An 18,520-nucleotide genomic window follows, 5' to 3' on the forward strand; every position below is an offset into this window, starting at 1 on the left:
AACTACTTGTCAATCTAGTTGCTGTATATATACCTTATCTACCATGACATTGCTTATACTTCTTACCACTTCCACATGGACAAGGTTCGTTACGTCCCACTTTCTTTTCAGCTCTTTTTATCGGTGCCGGCTTTGAGCTTTCACCTTTGTTGGTTCCTGTAATTTTAGCCACCTGTTCACGTTCTATCTTAACTTTCGCTCGAATAGAATACATAGCTCTAACGGTGCTCTCCTGAATACTTTCAATCATGTCATCAAACATCTCAAAGCCGACAAACTTATACTCTACCAGAGGATCTCTCTGCCCATAAGCCCTAAGTCCAATACCTTGACGCATTTGATCCATGCTATCAATATGGTCCATCCACTTTTGATCAATAGATCTAAGCAAAACAACCCGTTCCGCTTCTCTTAATATTTCAACATCTTCAAATTCATCTTCTTTTGTTTTATATAGCTCGTAAGCCTTATTTGTAATGAATTCAATAAACTTTTCACGGTTCATACCATCTTTTTCATCGTCGGTCATCTGAACATGATGTATGGGTATGATATTATGCATTTGCTCCATCATACCGGGCAGGTCCCATTCGTCCGGATGGTCCATCCCGTTAGAAAAACCGTTGACAATCCTTTTGATATTATCTGCAATCATGTTCATAATAACTTCTCGCATGTTCTGACCATCTAGAACCTTGCTTCGTTCCTCATAGATGATCTCTCGCTGCTCATTCATGACTTGGTCATAATCAAGCAGATGCTTTCTTATTCCAAAGTTATTACCTTCAACCTTTTTTTGTGCATTCTCTATTGCATTGGATAAGATACCCGCAGCTATTGGCTCACCTTCGGGCAATCCCAAACGACTAATGGTGCTCTTAAAACGATCTGATCCAAAAAGACGCATAAGATCATCATCCAAAGATAAATAAAACTTGGATTCACCCGGGTCACCTTGACGTCCGGAACGACCCCTTAACTGATTATCAATTCGTCTTGATTCATGACGTTCCGTACCGATAATTTTAAGACCGCCTGCTTCAATAACACCTTGACCCAGTTTAATGTCCGTACCACGACCGGCCATGTTGGTTGCTATGGTAACCGCTCCAAATTGTCCAGCATTTGCCACTATCTCAGCTTCTCGCTCATGAAACTTTGCATTCAAAACATTATGTCTTATGCCAGCCTTCTTTAATTCACGGCTCAGCTCTTCTGATGAGTCAATGGTGACTGTTCCTACCAGTACCGGTTGTCCCTTCTCATAGGATGCTTTTACGTCACCTACGATTGCCCTAATTTTTTCTTCATGGGATCTATACACTTCATCTGCATGGTCTAGACGTACGATTGGTCGGTTGGTTGGAATAACAATAACATCCATGCCGTATATTTCTCTAAATTCTTCTTCTTCCGTTAATGCCGTACCCGTCATACCAGCTCTTTTTTTATAACGATTAAAATAATTTTGGAAGGTTATGGTTGCTAGTGTCTTACTTTCACGTCTTACATCCACATCTTCTTTGGCTTCAATGGCTTGATGCAATCCATTTGAATAGCGTCTACCAGGCATTAATCGGCCAGTGAACTCGTCTACGATAACGATTTCGCCTTCTTTTATGACGTAATTCTTATCCTTAAACATGGTATAATTGGCTCTAAGTGCCAAATTAATATGGTGTAATATCTCCATATTTTCCGGATCAGATAGGTTTTCAATTTGAAAATAAGCTTCTACTTTTTTGACCCCTTCTGCCGTTAAAGTAACATTTTTTTCTTTTTCATCCAATACAAAATCACCAGTCTCTTCAACCTCTTCATTGAGTATGGCACTTAATTTTGAGACTTCACCAATGACTTCACCTTTTCTTAATCTTTTTGATAACATATTCGCTTGTTGATAGAGATGGGTTGATTTACTACTACTACCCGATATAATTAATGGTGTTCTCGCCTCGTCAATTAATATAGAGTCGACCTCATCGATAATCGCATAGTTCAATTCTCTTTGAACCATGTCTTTTTTATATATAACCATATTGTCTCTTAAGTAATCAAATCCAAATTCATTGTTTGTTCCATAAGTAATGTCAGCTTGATAGGCCGCATGTCTTTCTTCATTAGTTATACCATTGATAAGTACACCAACCGTAAGACCTAAAAAATTAAAGATTTTTCCCATTTCTTCTGCATCACGCGCTGCTAAATAATCATTAACCGTAACAACATGAACGCCTTTACCGGATAAAGCATTTAAGTAAGCAGGTAACGTTGCTGCCAAGGTTTTTCCTTCACCGGTTTTCATTTCACCAATTCGCCCTTGATGAAAAATAATACCTCCGATAATTTGTGTTCTAAAAGCTTTTAAGCCTAATACTCTATATCCGACTTCTCTTACTGTAGCAAAAGCCTCAGGTAAGATATCATCCAAAGTTTCCCCATTGTTCAGTCGATTCTTAAGGATTGCTGTCATTTCTTTCAATGCTTTATCTGACATACTTCCATAAGATGCATCCATATTATCAATTTGATCCACAAGGGGCATTATTCTTTTTAATTCTCTTTCACTATGTGTTTTAAATATTCTTCTAATTAGTGACATTTTTTCACCTTCCAAGACAATTTCTATTGTGTTTTTCAACATTACACAATTTTACCATTAACCCTAAGGTTATTCAACCTATTGTATCGAATAATTCAGCCTTATCCTAATAACAACTTATCCTACCCTATAGTTTTAAAAAAAGTATTAAAAAAATCTTCCGGCTCATACCGGAAGATTTTGAATTCTTTATTCAGGTGAAATCAAACCAAATTGTCCGTCTTTTCTCTTATAAACCACGGCAAGTTCTTCTGTATCTCGATCCCTGAATACAAAAAAACTATGTCCTAAAAGTTCCATTTCCATACATGCTTCTTCAGCATCCATTGGTTTTATAGGAAACTTTTTACTTCTAACAATAGCCATACCTTCATCGTCTTCATAATCCGCCTGCGCGAAGGCTGTTCTAAATGTTCCATGATGGCGGTGACGGTTTATTAATTTTTTCTTGTGCCTTAGCAATTGTCGCTCCAACACATCTATAACAAGATCTATAGCTGCATACATATTTTCAGCTTCTTCTTCGGCTCTAATAATAGTTCCTTTCAATGGCAAGGTGACTTCAATTATATGATTTTTCTTTAAAACACTCAAGGTAACTTGTACTTCGGTGTCTTCTGAAAAGTACTTTTCCAACTTACTGAGTTTATTAGTTGCCACTTCTCTTAATGCGTTGGTGATCTCGATGTTTTTCCCACTTATTGTATAACGCATACGAACAACTCCTTTCAAACACGATAACGTGTTTTAACAAAATTATAGCTTTTGCTATAATATTAATATTCTGTCTTTAATGCGTATATCCTTCTTTTGAAACCTCTTTTTTTCTTATTTTTCCTGTTTAAGAAATGTCAGAAAATTATGTGACCTTATTGAACGCCCTTGTGGATAACTAGGTTTTTATTATTATTTTAACTGCATTTACTTGTGGATAGTGTGTCCAACTCTGTGTACAACCCCATTTTTCAAGGATTTTTCAAGTTTTTTGTGTGGATAATGCCATTTCCGTCATCATATTATGTCAACATACTAATCGAGTATATGTTACAGATATATCAATAATTGAACATTACATATCGACTTTATGACTTCTTATTCCTACACGACTTAAAAAGACTTACCTCATATTTTCATATCCTCGTCTAACTTCTCTAATCCTCAATTTATAATACTGTGCATAACCCCGAGGTCTTAGGAAGGGTTTTCATAGGACTATTGAAATAATACCAAAAAAAGTAGTAACCTTAGATTTGCATCCATGGCTACTACTTCTCTCTAAACATAATCTATAACATTATGCTTTATCTTTTTGGCTATAATGTGTATGTAATAAATCATGGGCCTTGTGTGACATTGGCTCTCCAAGGTATTTATCATATAACTCCATTACTGCTTGGTTTTCATGAGATTTTCTAATTGGCATGTCTTTATCAATTTGATAAATAGCATCCATACGTTTTTTGATGATGGATGAATCTCCATGATGGTAAGGTTGGCCACCACCACCGATACAACCACCAGGACAAGCCATAACTTCAATCGCATGGAAGTTTCTAGGGTTACCATTACGTATTTCAGTCAGTAGCGCCTTCGCGTTTCCAAGTCCGTGAGCAATACCAATATTAAGCTTCAAACCATCAAAATCAACTTCCGCAGCACGAACACCATCAAAACCTCTTAATTGCTCAAAATCAATTTTTGGTAAAGGTTTCTTAACATGAACTTCATAAGCTGTTCTAAGTGCTGCTTCAATAACACCACCGGTAGAGCCAAATATTACCCCTGCACCTGTTGAAACACCAAGTGGCTTATCAAATTCAGAATCTTCTAATTCATCAATATCAATATTAACCTGCTCAATTAAGTGGGCAAGCTCTCTTGTTGAGATAACAAGATCCACATCCGGATTACCATCTACGCTAAACTCGGCTCTATCAGCCTCATACTTTTTAGCCAAACATGGCATGACGGATACAACCACCAAATCCTTACGATCAATCTTTAAGATATCAGCATAATAGGATTTTGCTACTGCACCAAACATTTGTTGTGGTGATTTGGCCGATGATGGAATATCAATTAAATCTGGAAACTGACTTTCAACAAAGTTAACCCATGCAGGACAGCATGATGTCAATATTGGAAGTGGAACATCTTTTTCGCCTGCCAAAAAACGTCCAAGACGTCCAAGAAGCTCTGTACCTTCTTCCATAATGGTTAGGTCTGCTGCAAAGTCTGTATCAAACACTTGATCAAATCCGATTTGCTTAAGTGCTGTTACCATTTTACCTGTAATGATTGTTCCCGGTTCATGTCCGAATTCTTCACCCAGAGCTACCCTAACAGCAGGAGCTACTTGAACAATAACGGTTTTTTCTGGATTTGCTAAGGCTTCAACAACTTTCCAAGTATGGTCATTTTCAGATAATGCGCCTACAGGACATACTGCTACACACTGGCCACAGTGTGTACATACTGTTTCTGTCAATGGTAACTCAAAAGCCGGAGAAACAACAGCATTAAAACCTCTATTGATGCCTGATAATGCGCCCACTTCCTGAACTTCATTACACATTGTTTCACATCTTCTGCACATGATACATTTATCCATGTCTCGTATAATAGAAGTTGAATAATCCTTTTTATATGTTGACATTTCTTTGCCTGTAATATTGATTTCTCTAATACCAATCATTTCTGCAAGGTCTTGTAATTCGCAATCACCAGACTGAGAACACGTTAAACAATCTTTGGGATGATCAGACAGAATCAATTCTGTTACTGTCTTTCTTGTTTCAAGGACACGCATGGTATTCGTACGTACTACCATACCATCGAGCGCTGGTGTTGCACATGAAGGTGCTAAATTGCCTCTACCTTCAACTTCAACCACACAAACACGACATGAAGCCGTTTGATTGACCATTTTTGTATCATGTAAATCTAAATGACATAAAGTAGGGATTGTTATTCCAAGTTTTTTGGCACCATCTAATATGGTGCTGCCTTTTGGAACAAACACTTCTTTCCCGTCAATGACTAATCTAATATCTGACATTTGGTTTTGCCTCCTTCTCTCAATTATCGTTTTTCAATAGCAGCAAACTTACAAGTATCGTAACAAGCACCACATTTGATACATGTTTCCTGATCAATAACATGTAATTTCTTAACTTCACCAGAAATACAGTTTACAGGACATACACGTGCACATGCGGTACAGCCAATACACTTATCCTCTAAAATATAATAACTTAGAAGAGATGTACATTGTCCTGCAGGGCACTTTTTATCGTTAATATGGGCTAAATACTCATCATAGAATGCATCTAAAGTTGATAAAATCGGATTAGGCGCTGTTTGTCCCAAACCACATAAAGAAGCACTCTTAATTGTACGGCTTAGTCTTTTTAGTTCATCAATATGTTTCATTTCGCCATGACCATCTACAATAACTTCAAGAAGTTCATGTAAGCGTTTTGTGCCTACACGGCAAGGTGTACATTTTCCGCAAGACTCTTCTACAGTAAACTCAAGATAGAATTTGGCTATGGCTGGCATACAGTCATCTTCATCCATGACAATCATCCCACCAGAGCCCATCATTGAACCTGCTGCGATAAGATTATCAAAGTCGATTGGTGTATCTAAGTCTTTTTCAGTTAAGCAACCGCCAGATGGTCCACCTGTTTGAACCGCTTTAAACTTTTTACCGCCTTTGATGCCGCCACCGATATCATAAATAACTTCACGAAGTGTTGTACCCATTGGAACTTCAATCAAACCAACGTTGTTAATTTTACCGGCTAATGCAAAAACTTTGGTCCCGGTTGATCGCTCTGTTCCTATTTGTGAATACCAATCTGAGCCTTTTAAAAGGATGGCTGGCACATTAGCAAAGGTTTCAACATTGTTAACATTGGTTGGTTTACCCCAGTATCCGGATTCAGCTGGAAATGGTGGTTTTGTGGTTGGCTCACCACGTTCCCCTTCCATTGAATGAATCAATGCTGTTTCTTCGCCACACACGAAAGCGCCTGCTCCGTAAGTGAGTTCAATATCAAATTCAAAGCCTGTACCCATTATGGCTTGGCCTAGAAGACCATACTCTCTTGCATCACTGATGGCCTTTTCTAGACGTTTAATCGCCAAAGGATATTCTGCTCGAATATAAACACGTCCTTGTGTAGCACCTATTGCATAACCGCATATTGCCATAGCTTCAATAACTGAATGTGGGTCTCCTTCAAGAATTGAACGGTCCATAAAGGCACCTGGGTCTCCTTCATCCGCATTACAGATGACGTATTTTTGGTCTGCATCATAACCTGCTGCAAATTGCCATTTTAGACCGGTAGGGAAACCTCCACCCCCACGGCCACGTAAACCGGAGTCCTTGATTAAATCGATAACATCTTCCGGCGTCATTTCTGTCAAAGCTTTTCCTATAGCTTGATAACCATCTCTTGCTATATAATCATCAATAACATCAGGATCGATTAAGCCGCAGTTTCTAAGGGCAATACGCATTTGCTTCTTATAGAAGTCCATGTCCTTAGAATCAGAAATAATTTCTTTTGTGTCAGGATTAACATAAAGCAATCTTTCAACTTTTCTTCCTTTGACACAATGTTCAGCTACCAATTCTTCTGCATCTTCCGGTTGAACTTGTACATAAAATGTATTATCAGGTAGTATTTTAACGACAGGTCCCTTTTCGCAGAAACCAAAACAACCGGTTGTTAAAACTTGTACATCATCACTAAGATTGTTCGCTATTATAGCTTTTTCCAGATTCGTTACAATACCGTCTGCTTCGGCAGATTTACAACCTGTACCACCGCAAACCAGCATTTGTATTTTATAGTTAGCCATTTTTTAACCTCCTAACCTATTTTATTCGATTGTTTTATGAGTTTGTGGTATGATCCCGTCTACTAAAGTGCCTTCAACAATATGCTTTTCAATAATTTCAAGTGCTTTTTCGTTATCCACATTACCATATACCACACCGTCTTGACCCGGTAGAACAACTTCTATAGTAGGCTCTGCATAACAATAACCCATACATCCTGTTTGTGTAACTACAACATTATCAATACCTTTTGCAGCACACTCATCTATGATATAGGTCATGATTTCTCTTGCACCTGACGCAATACCGCAAGTTGCCATGGCTACTCTCACCTTCACCAAGGTATCACTATTTTCACCTTTTTCTCTTAAGGCTACTTGAGATTGAACATCCTCTTTGATCTTCTTTAGATCTGCAAATGATTTTATTTTTGCCATTTGAATGCCTCCTTTATGATTTTAGTAGTTGCTAATGATTTTCTTAACGTCTTCAACGGTTACACGGCCATATACTTTTTCTCCCACCAGTACAACCGGCGCAAGTCCGCAAGCACCTACACAACGTAAAGCATCTAATGAAAACTTACCGTCTGCAGTTGTTTCGCCTACTTTTATACCTAGCTCTTTCATAAATGCATCTTGTACCTTTTCTGCACCCCTTACATAACAAGCAGTTCCCATACAAATAGCAATTGGATTATCTCCCTTTGGTTCCATCGTGAAGTATGAGTAGAAACTTACAACGCCAAAAACTTTAGCTGTCGATAAATCCAACTTTTTGGCTATGAATTTCTGCACTTCCTCTGGTAAAAATCCGAAAATACCTTGTGCCTTATGTAAGACACGAATAAGTTCGCCTTTTGTGGAAGGCATTGAATCAATATACTGTTCTAATTCGTTAAATTTTTCAACAGTTAATTCAGTGTTAACAGCCATAATTTACCTCCTTAAGTATAATATTTAATAAGTTATCTGTGTTACACTACGTTTGAACTAAATCTGCTTTTTACAATATAGTTAAATCATTAACAATCTTAACGACACTGAAAATGCAGATTATGTCTCTATATTATTTTGAAGGTATTCTTCAAATAATAGTTTTTAAGGGGTTTTTAATTTTCTTAGAATTGCTTCAAGTGTTTTTTCAGGTACATCTAATGTCTTGTTGCAACTACCTATATAGCCAAGATCATGCGCATCTGAATTCTGTATGACTTGATAATTGGGGTATTGACTTATAAAAGGTTCAAGAGCATTATGTCTTGAAATCTCTAGGGTTGGAAAATCAATATTCGCTGGAATCATACCTAAGTTTGAGATAATACTGTAGCTTGGTCGATCAATATGGGCTGGTATACATATACCATCATGTTCAAGACATAATTGTACTACTTGATCTAGGGACAAATCACAAGCAAATGAAAGCAACCGATTTATGCTTCCAATACGATTATCCTCATCATTAAAAAGTATTTGTTCACCAAAGATTTTTCGATTGTTTGGTAAGTTGGGTAAATGGCTATATACGATGTCTTGAACCTTTTGTACTTGATCCAATGTTGGAAAAAGACAGACCAGATGAACTTCTTCTCTTGACTCTATTTCTATTCCGGGTATGACGATTAAGTCGGATTTTGATGCAACCCTCATAACAGCTTCCACATTCTCACAAGAATTGTGATCTGTAATCGCTATAACATCTAAGTCACTTAACTTTGACATATTAACGATATTGTTAGGCGTCATGTCTTCATGACCACAAGGTGACAAAGCCGTATGAATATGTAAATCATATGAAATTTCCATAAGGCATCTCGCCTTTCGTTAATTTATTATCAAATTAAGCATAACACAGTTTATTATAGCAGATTATATTTATACTGTAAACAAATATATCTATTTTTTTAATGAATAAAACCTTGATAAATCAAGGTTTTATTCATTAAATCTGGATTGATTTTTATTATCATTTGTAAAGCTTACATCTCTCCAATATCGTCTTATTTATCATTTTCCCTCAGCCTATGTTTTTCAAAAACTTTTTTTAAGAATTGTCCCGTATAAGAGGTCTCTACCTCTGCAACTTCTTCCGGTGTTCCAACTGCAACAATACTTCCACCTCGATCGCCACCTTCCGGTCCCAAATCAATCACATAATCTGTTGTCTTAATCACATCTAGATTATGCTCTATAACAATGACAGTGTTACCGGATTCCACTAATGATTGAAGGATTTTAATCAGTTTATGAACATCCGCAAAATGTAAACCTGTCGTCGGTTCATCCAAAATATAGACGGTCTTACCTGTACTTCTTTTGCTAAGTTCAGTTGCCAGTTTCACCCTTTGTGCTTCTCCACCTGATAGGGTTGTAGATGGTTGCCCCAGTTTAATATAAGATAATCCGACATCATTCAAACAATCCAACTTTCTTCTAACTTTTGGTATATGCTCAAAGAATTGTATCGCATCCTCAACCGTCATCTCTAAGACTTCTGAAATGTTTTTTCCTTTGTATTTGATTTCTAGTGTTTCTCTATTGTATCTTTTACCGTGACATACTTCACAAGGTACATATATGTCCGGAAGAAAATGCATTTCAATCTTATTGATGCCATCTCCACGACAGGCTTCGCAACGTCCACCTTTTACATTAAAACTGAACCTACCTTTTTGATAACCTTTCATTTTAGCATCAACGGTTTTTGCAAAGATATCCCTAATTGGATCAAATAATCCTGTGTAGGTTGCTGGATTTGATCTGGGTGTTCTTCCTATAGGGGATTGATCAATATCAATCACTTTATCTAGATATTCTAGCCCTTCTATATCATCATGTCTACCAGGTTTCATCTTAGCTCTGTTTAAGTCTCTGGCTAATCGCTTATAGAGTATTTCATTGATAAATGAGCTTTTTCCTGAGCCGGAGACCCCTGTTACCGCTGTTAATATGCCTAGAGGTATACTTATATCAATGTTTTTCAGATTGTTTTCTGATGCACCTTTTACGGTAAGCCAATTACCACCTACCGGACGTCTTTCCTTTGGTACCGCTATTTTTCTTCTTCCACTTAAATAAGCACCTGTTATAGATTCTTTGTGCGCCATAATTTCCTCGGCTGTTCCAATAGCCACAATCTCCCCACCATGAACTCCGGCTTTAGGCCCAATATCTACGACACAATCAGCCTCAAACATAGTATCTTCATCATGTTCAACAACAATGAGGGTGTTACCAAGATCTCTTAAATGCTTTAGTGTAGCAAGTAACCTGACATTGTCGCGTTGGTGAAGACCAATGGATGGCTCATCAAGGATATAGACAACACCCACAAGGCCAGATCCTATCTGAGTTGCCAATCGAATACGTTGAGCTTCTCCACCTGATAAAGTCCCTGCTGATCTTGACAAAGAAAGATAATCCAAACCAACATCCATTAGAAATTTAATTCTTGCATCTATTTCTTTTAGAATTTGGTCGCCAATCATGTGTTGTCGTTCTGTCAAAGGAAGGTTCTGCATAAATTCTTTAACATCGTTGATTGACATTTCTGTTACTTCAGATATGTTATAATTCCCAAGTTTAACCGCCAAAGAAGTCGGCCTAAGTCTTGCACCATGGCAACTTGGGCACTCATTATTCGTCATAAGACTTTGATATTCTTGACGCATATATTCAGAAGTTGTTTCTTTATATCGTCGTTCCAAACTGTTAAGAATACCTTCAAATGCTGTATCATATGAACCTTCTCCATGATTATGAGCATAAATAACATGTACTTTCTCATTGCCGGTACCATATAAAATAATATCCTGGATATTTTTATCTAAGTCATCAAAAGGTATCTTTAAGCTAAACCCATATTGTAAAGATAAGGCCTTAAATATACTGTTAACGTGACTGTCTTCATTGGATGCCGCCGACCAACCAGGTGCCTTAATGGCGCCTTCATCAATAGATAGACTTCCATCCGGTATAACGAGGTCTTTGTCAAACTCCATTGTAAACCCAAGACCATGACATTCCGGACAAGCTCCAAATGGATTGTTAAAAGAAAACATTCTCGGTTCAATCTCATCAAAGCTGATGTGTCCGTCCGGACAAGCAAAGTTCTGATTAAAATTAATAGCTGCTTCGCCAATCACATCAATACGCAAACTTCCTCCGGTAATATGCATAACCGTCTCTATGGAATCTGTTAATCGTTTACCGATTGTCTCCTTGACAACCAAACGATCGACAACCACATCTATATCATGTTTCTTGTTCTTATCTAATGTAATGTCTTCTGAAAGTTCGTACAGATTACCGTCAACAAGCACCCTAACATAACCGCTTTTTCTCGCTTGATCCAAGATTTTTTGATGTTGACCTTTTTTCCCTCGCACAACCGGTGCTAAAAGTTGGATTTTCTTGCCTTCATCCATCTGTAGTATTTGATCGACAATTTGGTCAATGGTTTGTTTTTTTATTTCTTTGCCACAGGTTGGACAATAGGGTATGCCTATACGTGCAAATAGCAATCTAAAATAATCATATATTTCTGTCACTGTACCTACAGTGGATCTAGGGTTTCTACTGGTTGTTTTTTGATCTATGGATATAGCGGGTGATAATCCTTCTATACTGTCCACATCCGGCTTTTCCATCTGACCCAAAAATTGTCTGGCGTAAGATGAAAGAGACTCTACATAACGTCTCTGACCTTCAGCATACAGTGTATCAAAGGCTAGGGATGATTTACCGGAGCCACTTAGTCCGGTGAAAACAATCATTTTGTCTCTTGGTATGGTTAAATTCACATTTTTCAAATTGTGCTCACGCGCACCTTTAATAACTATCTTCTGACTTGACATGGTTTCACCTCAGTAATTATTCTCTAACTTGCAGTTGCTTTTTTAACATAAGTAGTTCATCTCTAAGTAGTGCTGCTTTTTCAAATTGAAGATCGGCTGCTGCCGTTTTCATTTCTTTTGATAACTTCGTTATCAGTACTTCAAGTTCAAAGCGATCCATGGACTCAGGATCTTTTTTCAATACGTAACTGCCTTTTTCTTCAGCTGCTTTCGATATTCTAATAATATCTCTGACTGCCTTTATTATAGATTCAGGTGTAATACCATGTTCATCATTATATGCTTTTTGTATCGCACGCCTACGGTTAGTCTCATCGATCGCCAGTCCCATAGAACGGGTTAGCTTATCTGCGTACATGATAACTCTACCTTCGGCATTACGAGCTGCACGTCCGATGGTCTGTACCAAAGCGGTCTCTGATCTTAGGAATCCTTCTTTATCCGCATCTACAATAGCTACCAAAGCTACTTCCGGAATATCCAGACCTTCTCTTAACAAATTGATTCCAATGAGCACATCAAAAACATCTAAGCGTAAATCTCTTATAATTTCCATACGTTCTAATGTTTTTATATCACTATGAAGGTATCTTACTTTTACACCCATTTCTTTCATATAATCCGTTAGATTCTCAGACATTTTTTTTGTTAAAGTGGTTACGAGTACCTTACCTTTTTCTTTAGTGACTTTATGTACTTCATGAATTAAGTCGTCAATCTGTCCTTTTACAGGACGTATTTCTACAACAGGATCTAGTAAGCCTGTGGGGCGAATGATTTGCTCCGCATAAGATTGTTGCACTTCTTTTTCATAAGGTCCAGGTGTAGCAGAAACAAATAGTACTTGATTAATTTTCTTTTCAAATTCAGTGAAATTGAGTGGCCGATTATCTTTAGCAGATGGGAGTCTAAAGCCGTATTCTACCAAGGTGCTTTTTCTGGCTTGATCACCTGCATACATGCCTCGAATTTGTGGTATGGACATATGAGACTCATCAATCATCAACAGAAAATCATCCGGGAAATAATCAATAAGTGTATGTGGTGGCTCACCTTCTTTAAGGCCTGTTAGGTGTCTTGAATAATTCTCTATACCGGAACAAAATCCAGTTTCTTTCATCATTTCTATATCAAAATTAGTTCTCTGAGCTATGCGTTGTGCTTCTAATAGCTTGTCTTCTTCCTTAAAGGCTTTTACCACTTCAACCAGTTCTTTCTCAATAGCTTCAATGGCAACGTTAAGTTTTTCCTCACCAATAACGTAATGAGATGCCGGAAAAATCAGCAGATGGTCTAACTCCCTAAGTACTTCACCTGTTAAAACATTAATTTCAAGCAACCGGTCAATCTCATCCCCAAAAAATTCAATGCGTAAAGCAACATCCGTAATAGCAGCCGGAATAACTTCAACCACATCACCTCTAACTCTAAATGTGCCCCGCTGAAAGTCCATATCGTTTCGATCGTACTGGATTTCTATTAATTTCTTGAGCATGTCATCTCTCTCTTTAGTCATGCCTTTTCGAAGTGATATAACCATCTTCCCATAGTCTATAGGACTTCCAAGACCGTATATACATGAAACACTGGCTATGATAATGACATCGTCTCTTTCAGCTAAAGCTGCAGTTGCTGAATGTCGTAGCCTATCTATCTCTTCATTGATTGAACTGTCCTTTTCTATAAATGTATCCGTATGTGCAACATAAGCCTCCGGTTGATAATAGTCATAGTAACTAACAAAATACTCTACTGCGTTATGTGGGAAAAACTCTTTGAATTCACTATACAGTTGGGCTGCTAGTGTTTTGTTATGCGCCATAATCAATGTAGGCTTTCCTATTTTTTCTATGACATTGGCCATAGTAAAGGTTTTTCCTGAACCAGTGACCCCAAGCAGCGTTTCAAATTTATTATGTTTTTTAAAACCTTCTACAAGAGCTTCAATAGCATCCGGCTGGTCCCCTGTAGGTTGAAAGTCAGAAACCAAATCAAATTTCGCCATATAGGCACCTCTTTTCAATACGTTCATTTGCTTTTCTTAATATTATATCATATATTATTAAGAAAGCAAACGTATGTTCTCTATTTCTTTACCATTTCTAGAATTGTATCCATTGCCACATCCAACTGGGGATCCCAATCCTCCGGTACCGTTGCATTTTCATCAAGTTCTGGTAATTCTGCAATAATATCCGGCTCAATACCCACACCTTGAATATAATGGCCATCGGCTGTAAAATACTTGGCTACTGTGACTTTTAATACAGATCCATCATTCAATATCACAGGTTGTTGCACCAATCCTTTTCCAAAAGTAGTTGTGCCCACAATAACACCTCTTTCATGATCTTTAATTGCACCAGCAAGTATTTCTGAAGCACTGGCACTGGACTGATTGACTAAGACCACCAATGGCTTGTTAAATTGGCGCTCCTCATCTGAATATACTGTTGCTTTATTCCCTTCTTTATCTTCTGTATAATAGATAATACCTTTTGGTAAAAGCTCATCTGCTATGGCCGATACTACATGGGTTAAGCCACCACCATTATACCTTAAATCGATAATCATACCTTCCTGATTCTGTGCCTCAAGTTCAAGGAAAGCTTCTAAAAATTGTGTTTCTGTTACTCTATCAAAACCACCTATTCTTAGGTAGCCTATCTTATTCTCCAACATTTCGTGGCTTACTGTCGGTACAACAATTTCGTCTCTGACCACTGAATACTCTAATACTTCGTCATTACGACTCACTTTGATGACGACAGTTGTCCCTTTTTTTCCTTTTATTAATTTGACCAATTCTTCCGTTGTCATGCCCGATACATCTGTTCCGTCTACGGAAATAAAACGGTCCATGGCTTTGAGCCCTGCCTTTTCACTTGGAGAACCTACCATAGGCGCAATAATCAACAGTTCATCTTTGGTTTCACCAAAACCTACGTATGCACCAATACCTTCATAGGTTCCATCTATGTCTTCAGTAAAACTCTTAAATTCATCTTTAGAAAAATAGACCGTGTAAGGGTCACCGACACCATCAACAAAACCTCTATAGGCCTCCTTGTACATATTCTCAGGGTTAATGTCTTCATGGTAATATGTGTTTAATTTTTCCAATATATCTTCGAATTTTTCATCTTGACTGCCATATTCACTTTCAATCAAACCCAAACCTGCAGTCTTCGTAAAATCCAATACCGACTGAATGCCAAAATATAAGGTTACTATAAGAAGCGATATGCCAATCCCAGTCCCCAAGCCTATCCAAAAACTTTTTTTACTTTTCATTGTTGTCTCCTTCTTTGATCTTTATGATTACGCTAAATAGTATAGCATCTGATTATGACAATTCAATATCAAAATTATAAACAAGGTTCATGAGAAAGTATTTCTAACGAAAGAACTTTCTTAGAAACAAGAAAAACCATCTTCAAATGAGATGGCCTTTCTCTTTTCTATTACTTTACATAGAGCATGGGATCCACCCATTCCCCATTAATTTGTATGCCAAAATGTAGATGATTACCTGTTGACCAACCTGTAGAACCAATCTCGGCAATCTTTTCACCTCGTGTAACGGCTTGCCCCGTTGTCACAAGTAGCTTAGAATTATGTGCATACAAAGTGGCGTAACCGCTACCATGATCAATAATAATATAATTACCGTATGAACTGCTATATTTGGCTAAAATGACCACACCCTTTTCAGCCGCTGTCACCGATACACCTCCTGATGCAGGAATATCTATACCGTTATGGAGCCTTGTTGTTTTAAAAATCGGATGAACTCTCGGTCCAAAGGGTGAAGAAATTCTATACCAACCTGATACAGGCCATTCCATTTTGCCACCTTTATAGATTAAAGTACTTCGCCTTATAAGCTCCTTTATTTCAGAATCAACCGCTTTTTCAGCTTTTTCTAATTCAACCATCATATTTTCATAGACTTTTTGGTCTTCTGAATAATTTGCAACTTCTTGGTTTTTTGTAAGAATTTTATCTTCAAGTTGAATTTTCTTCAAATTCGTCTCTGCCGATATATGGCTCAGTTGAACTTCTTCCGCTTTTAGCTTAGCTTCTTTTTCTCTTATAGACGTTTCAATATCTTCTAAGTTTTTAAATAACTTATTGTCAAATTCCAACAATCGATTAATGTACTCTAATCGATTAAAAAAGTCCACCATGTCCTTGGATGCAAATAAAACTTCCAAGTACCCAGAATTCCCATATTCATACATGACTCTGATTCTATCTTGGGCTTGTAAATTAAGTGTGTCTTTTTCCATCTTGATGTTATTAAGCTCAACCAGTGTGTTTTCTATTTCTACGTGTTTTGCCTCTATTTGGCGATTAAGATCATTCAACCTAAATTCTGTATCCAAAATATCGACTTCGATTTTTTCTATTGACTGAAGGGCTACCTTGAGTTCCGCCTTCGTACTCGCTAGATTCTTTTGAACAGCTTCAAATTCCTTTTCAATATTTTCTTTTTTCTTTTCTAACTCCTCCATTTTTGAGCCATAAATATTGGTTCCAAGAATTAAGCTCATTATGAGTAAGGCCAAGACCAGAAATCTTTTTTTCAAGATATAACACCTCCTAAACTTTTAAATACTTGTGGATTGTCAATCGACTACCGATGAGTCCAATCAAAATACCAAATAAAGCAGCCATTGGAACTAGGTTCTTATAGATATCCATAATGTTCATAAATATTAAATAATTACTGATAAGAACAAACTCAGTTGTTACAACTTCTATGACCTTTTCGTAAAATACATAAATAATGGATAATGGGATTACCGCTCCTATAATACCTATAATGGCACCTTCAATGATAAAAGGTCCTTTGATGAAGGCATCTTTTGCACCGATATATTTCATAATCTCAATTTCTTTTTGCCTTGTTGATATGCCAAGTCGTATGGTGTTGGATATTAAAAAAATCGAGATAATTAATAAAATAGCGACAAGTACAAGGCTAGAATAGCGAACCAATGTATTAAAGCTTTGCATGATTTCAACAACTTGTTCCGCCTGTCTAATATTTCTTACATTCGGTAAAGATTCAATATATGCAACCAAGTCCTTTTGTGTCTCTAGTCTGGCAAAATAAACTTCCAATGATGCTGAATCTTTCAAGGGGTTTTCACCTTCAAAGCCTGCCAATTGGTCTTCTTTTCCAGAAAAGTACTCATTCTTAAAATTGGTCCAGGCTTCCTCAGGCGATATATAATTCACCTTGTGCACTTCACTTCTTGCTTCAAGAAGACCTTTGATTTCGATGATCTGCTCTTCACTTGTACCTTCGTCAAAAAATACCGTCATGCCCATCGTTGTTTCTATAGCATCTAACATATAGTCCATATTAACACTTACTGTATAAAAGATGCCAACCATAAATATACAAGCAGATATTGTCGTAATAGAGGCAAAGGACATCAATTGATTCTTGATGATGTTCATAAATCCTTGACCCATCAAATAAAAAATCGTTCTAATTTTCATAGCCGTAGTCCCCCTTTTGCATGTCTCTGACGACACGGCCTTCTCTAAGGGTTATGACGCGCTTCTTCATAGAATTAACAACTTCCTTATCATGGGTTACCACAACAACGGTTGTACCCCTTAGATTAATATCAAGAAGTAACTTCATAATCTCCCATGATGTTTTTGGATCTAAGTTACCGGTAGGCTCATCTGCAAGCAGGATTGGGGGATTATTGACTATCGCCCTTGCTAAGGCTGCTCTTTGCTGCTCGCCACCTGAAAGTTGTTTGGGATGCATATTCGCTTTTTGTGATAGCCCTACAAGTGAAAGTACCATAGGTACATTCCGTCGTATGGTTCTTGTCGGTGCTTCTGTCACTTTCAAAGTGAAAGCTACATTGTTGTATATCGTCATTTTCTCTAATAATCTAAAGTCCTGAAATACAACACCAATACTTCGCCTAAGTTTTGGTATTTTGCTTCTTCTTAATTTAGTTATATCTTTTTCCTCAATATGTAATTTGCCACTTGTCGGATTGATTTCCTTCATCAACAACTTTAATAATGTGGACTTACCTGAGCCTGAGCTACCGACAATAAAGACAAAGGCTCCTTTTTCTATTTCAAATGACACGTCATCCAAAGCCTTTACGCCATTCGGATACACTTTTGTCACATTTTCCAATCGAATCATTTTAAGCCTCCCAGCGCC

Annotated in this window: 13 protein-coding genes; all 13 read right to left on the bottom strand. The window is 37.4% G+C overall.

The features are described from left to right. Positions 1–34 precede the first annotated feature (34 nt). Positions 35–2,602 (bottom strand): preprotein translocase subunit SecA, encoded by a 2,568-nt coding sequence (gene secA, locus PATL70BA_RS04835; RefSeq protein WP_125136313.1) that lies wholly within the window; start codon positions 2,600–2,602, stop codon positions 35–37. A 189-nt stretch (positions 2,603–2,791) separates the two neighbouring features. Beyond that, positions 2,792–3,316: a ribosome hibernation-promoting factor, HPF/YfiA family gene (gene hpf, locus PATL70BA_RS04840; RefSeq protein ID WP_125136314.1), complete on the bottom strand. Its 525-nt coding sequence runs from the start codon at positions 3,314–3,316 to the stop codon at positions 2,792–2,794. 580 nt (positions 3,317–3,896) lie between these two features. Further along, the gene (locus PATL70BA_RS04845; protein WP_125136315.1) at positions 3,897–5,660 is read right to left on the bottom strand and encodes an NADH-dependent [FeFe] hydrogenase, group A6; all 1,764 of its coding nucleotides are present in this window, start codon (positions 5,658–5,660) and stop codon (positions 3,897–3,899) included. A gap of 23 nt (positions 5,661–5,683) precedes the next feature. Next, positions 5,684–7,477, bottom strand: coding sequence for an NADH-quinone oxidoreductase subunit NuoF (locus PATL70BA_RS04850; protein ID WP_125136316.1), 1,794 nt, complete (start codon positions 7,475–7,477; stop codon positions 5,684–5,686). A gap of 21 nt (positions 7,478–7,498) precedes the next feature. After that, entirely contained in the window at positions 7,499–7,894 is a 396-nt protein-coding gene (locus PATL70BA_RS04855; protein ID WP_125136317.1) for a (2Fe-2S) ferredoxin domain-containing protein, read from the bottom strand. Positions 7,895–7,915: 21 nt separating this feature from the next. Further along, positions 7,916–8,392 (bottom strand): NADH-quinone oxidoreductase subunit NuoE family protein, encoded by a 477-nt coding sequence (locus PATL70BA_RS04860; RefSeq protein ID WP_125136318.1) that lies wholly within the window; start codon positions 8,390–8,392, stop codon positions 7,916–7,918. 165 nt (positions 8,393–8,557) lie between these two features. Then, positions 8,558–9,262, bottom strand: a complete 705-nt coding sequence (locus PATL70BA_RS04865) for a PHP domain-containing protein (protein ID WP_125136319.1) — start codon at positions 9,260–9,262, stop codon at positions 8,558–8,560. Between the two features lie 194 nt (positions 9,263–9,456). Beyond that, complete coding sequence (uvrA, locus tag PATL70BA_RS04870; protein ID WP_125136320.1) at positions 9,457–12,312, bottom strand: excinuclease ABC subunit UvrA; 2,856 nt, start codon at positions 12,310–12,312, stop codon at positions 9,457–9,459. Positions 12,313–12,328: 16 nt separating this feature from the next. Next, positions 12,329–14,317 carry an excinuclease ABC subunit UvrB gene (gene uvrB / locus PATL70BA_RS04875; protein WP_125136321.1) on the bottom strand — a complete coding sequence of 663 codons (1,989 nt, stop codon included), beginning with the start codon at positions 14,315–14,317 and terminating at the stop codon, positions 12,329–12,331. Between the two features lie 80 nt (positions 14,318–14,397). Continuing rightward, positions 14,398–15,606 (bottom strand): S41 family peptidase, encoded by a 1,209-nt coding sequence (locus PATL70BA_RS04880; protein WP_125136322.1) that lies wholly within the window; start codon positions 15,604–15,606, stop codon positions 14,398–14,400. A gap of 170 nt (positions 15,607–15,776) precedes the next feature. Continuing rightward, complete coding sequence (locus tag PATL70BA_RS04885; RefSeq protein ID WP_125136323.1) at positions 15,777–16,904, bottom strand: murein hydrolase activator EnvC family protein; 1,128 nt, start codon at positions 16,902–16,904, stop codon at positions 15,777–15,779. Between the two features lie 13 nt (positions 16,905–16,917). Then, complete coding sequence (ftsX, locus tag PATL70BA_RS04890; RefSeq protein WP_125136324.1) at positions 16,918–17,826, bottom strand: permease-like cell division protein FtsX; 909 nt, start codon at positions 17,824–17,826, stop codon at positions 16,918–16,920. Continuing rightward, a complete protein-coding gene (ftsE, locus tag PATL70BA_RS04895; protein WP_125136325.1) occupies positions 17,816–18,502 on the bottom strand; it encodes a cell division ATP-binding protein FtsE in 687 nt (228 codons plus the stop codon). The genes ftsX and ftsE overlap by 11 nt, the downstream gene beginning before the upstream one ends. Positions 18,503–18,520 lie beyond the last annotated feature (18 nt).

The sequence above is a fragment of the Petrocella atlantisensis genome (assembly GCF_900538275.1).
Taxonomy (GTDB): domain Bacteria; phylum Bacillota; class Clostridia; order Lachnospirales; family Vallitaleaceae; genus Petrocella; species Petrocella atlantisensis.

Coding starts and splice junctions, on each gene's coding strand:
- secA (WP_125136313.1), bottom strand. CDS start 2,602: ATGTCACTAATTAGAAGAATATTTAAAACACATAGTGAAAGAGAATTA.
- hpf (WP_125136314.1), bottom strand. CDS start 3,316: ATGCGTTATACAATAAGTGGGAAAAACATCGAGATCACCAACGCATTA.
- PATL70BA_RS04845 (WP_125136315.1), bottom strand. CDS start 5,660: ATGTCAGATATTAGATTAGTCATTGACGGGAAAGAAGTGTTTGTTCCA.
- PATL70BA_RS04850 (WP_125136316.1), bottom strand. CDS start 7,477: ATGGCTAACTATAAAATACAAATGCTGGTTTGCGGTGGTACAGGTTGT.
- PATL70BA_RS04855 (WP_125136317.1), bottom strand. CDS start 7,894: ATGGCAAAAATAAAATCATTTGCAGATCTAAAGAAGATCAAAGAGGAT.
- PATL70BA_RS04860 (WP_125136318.1), bottom strand. CDS start 8,392: ATGGCTGTTAACACTGAATTAACTGTTGAAAAATTTAACGAATTAGAA.
- PATL70BA_RS04865 (WP_125136319.1), bottom strand. CDS start 9,262: ATGGAAATTTCATATGATTTACATATTCATACGGCTTTGTCACCTTGT.
- uvrA (WP_125136320.1), bottom strand. CDS start 12,312: ATGTCAAGTCAGAAGATAGTTATTAAAGGTGCGCGTGAGCACAATTTG.
- uvrB (WP_125136321.1), bottom strand. CDS start 14,317: ATGGCGAAATTTGATTTGGTTTCTGACTTTCAACCTACAGGGGACCAG.
- PATL70BA_RS04880 (WP_125136322.1), bottom strand. CDS start 15,606: ATGAAAAGTAAAAAAAGTTTTTGGATAGGCTTGGGGACTGGGATTGGC.
- ftsX (WP_125136324.1), bottom strand. CDS start 17,826: ATGAAAATTAGAACGATTTTTTATTTGATGGGTCAAGGATTTATGAAC.
- ftsE (WP_125136325.1), bottom strand. CDS start 18,502: ATGATTCGATTGGAAAATGTGACAAAAGTGTATCCGAATGGCGTAAAG.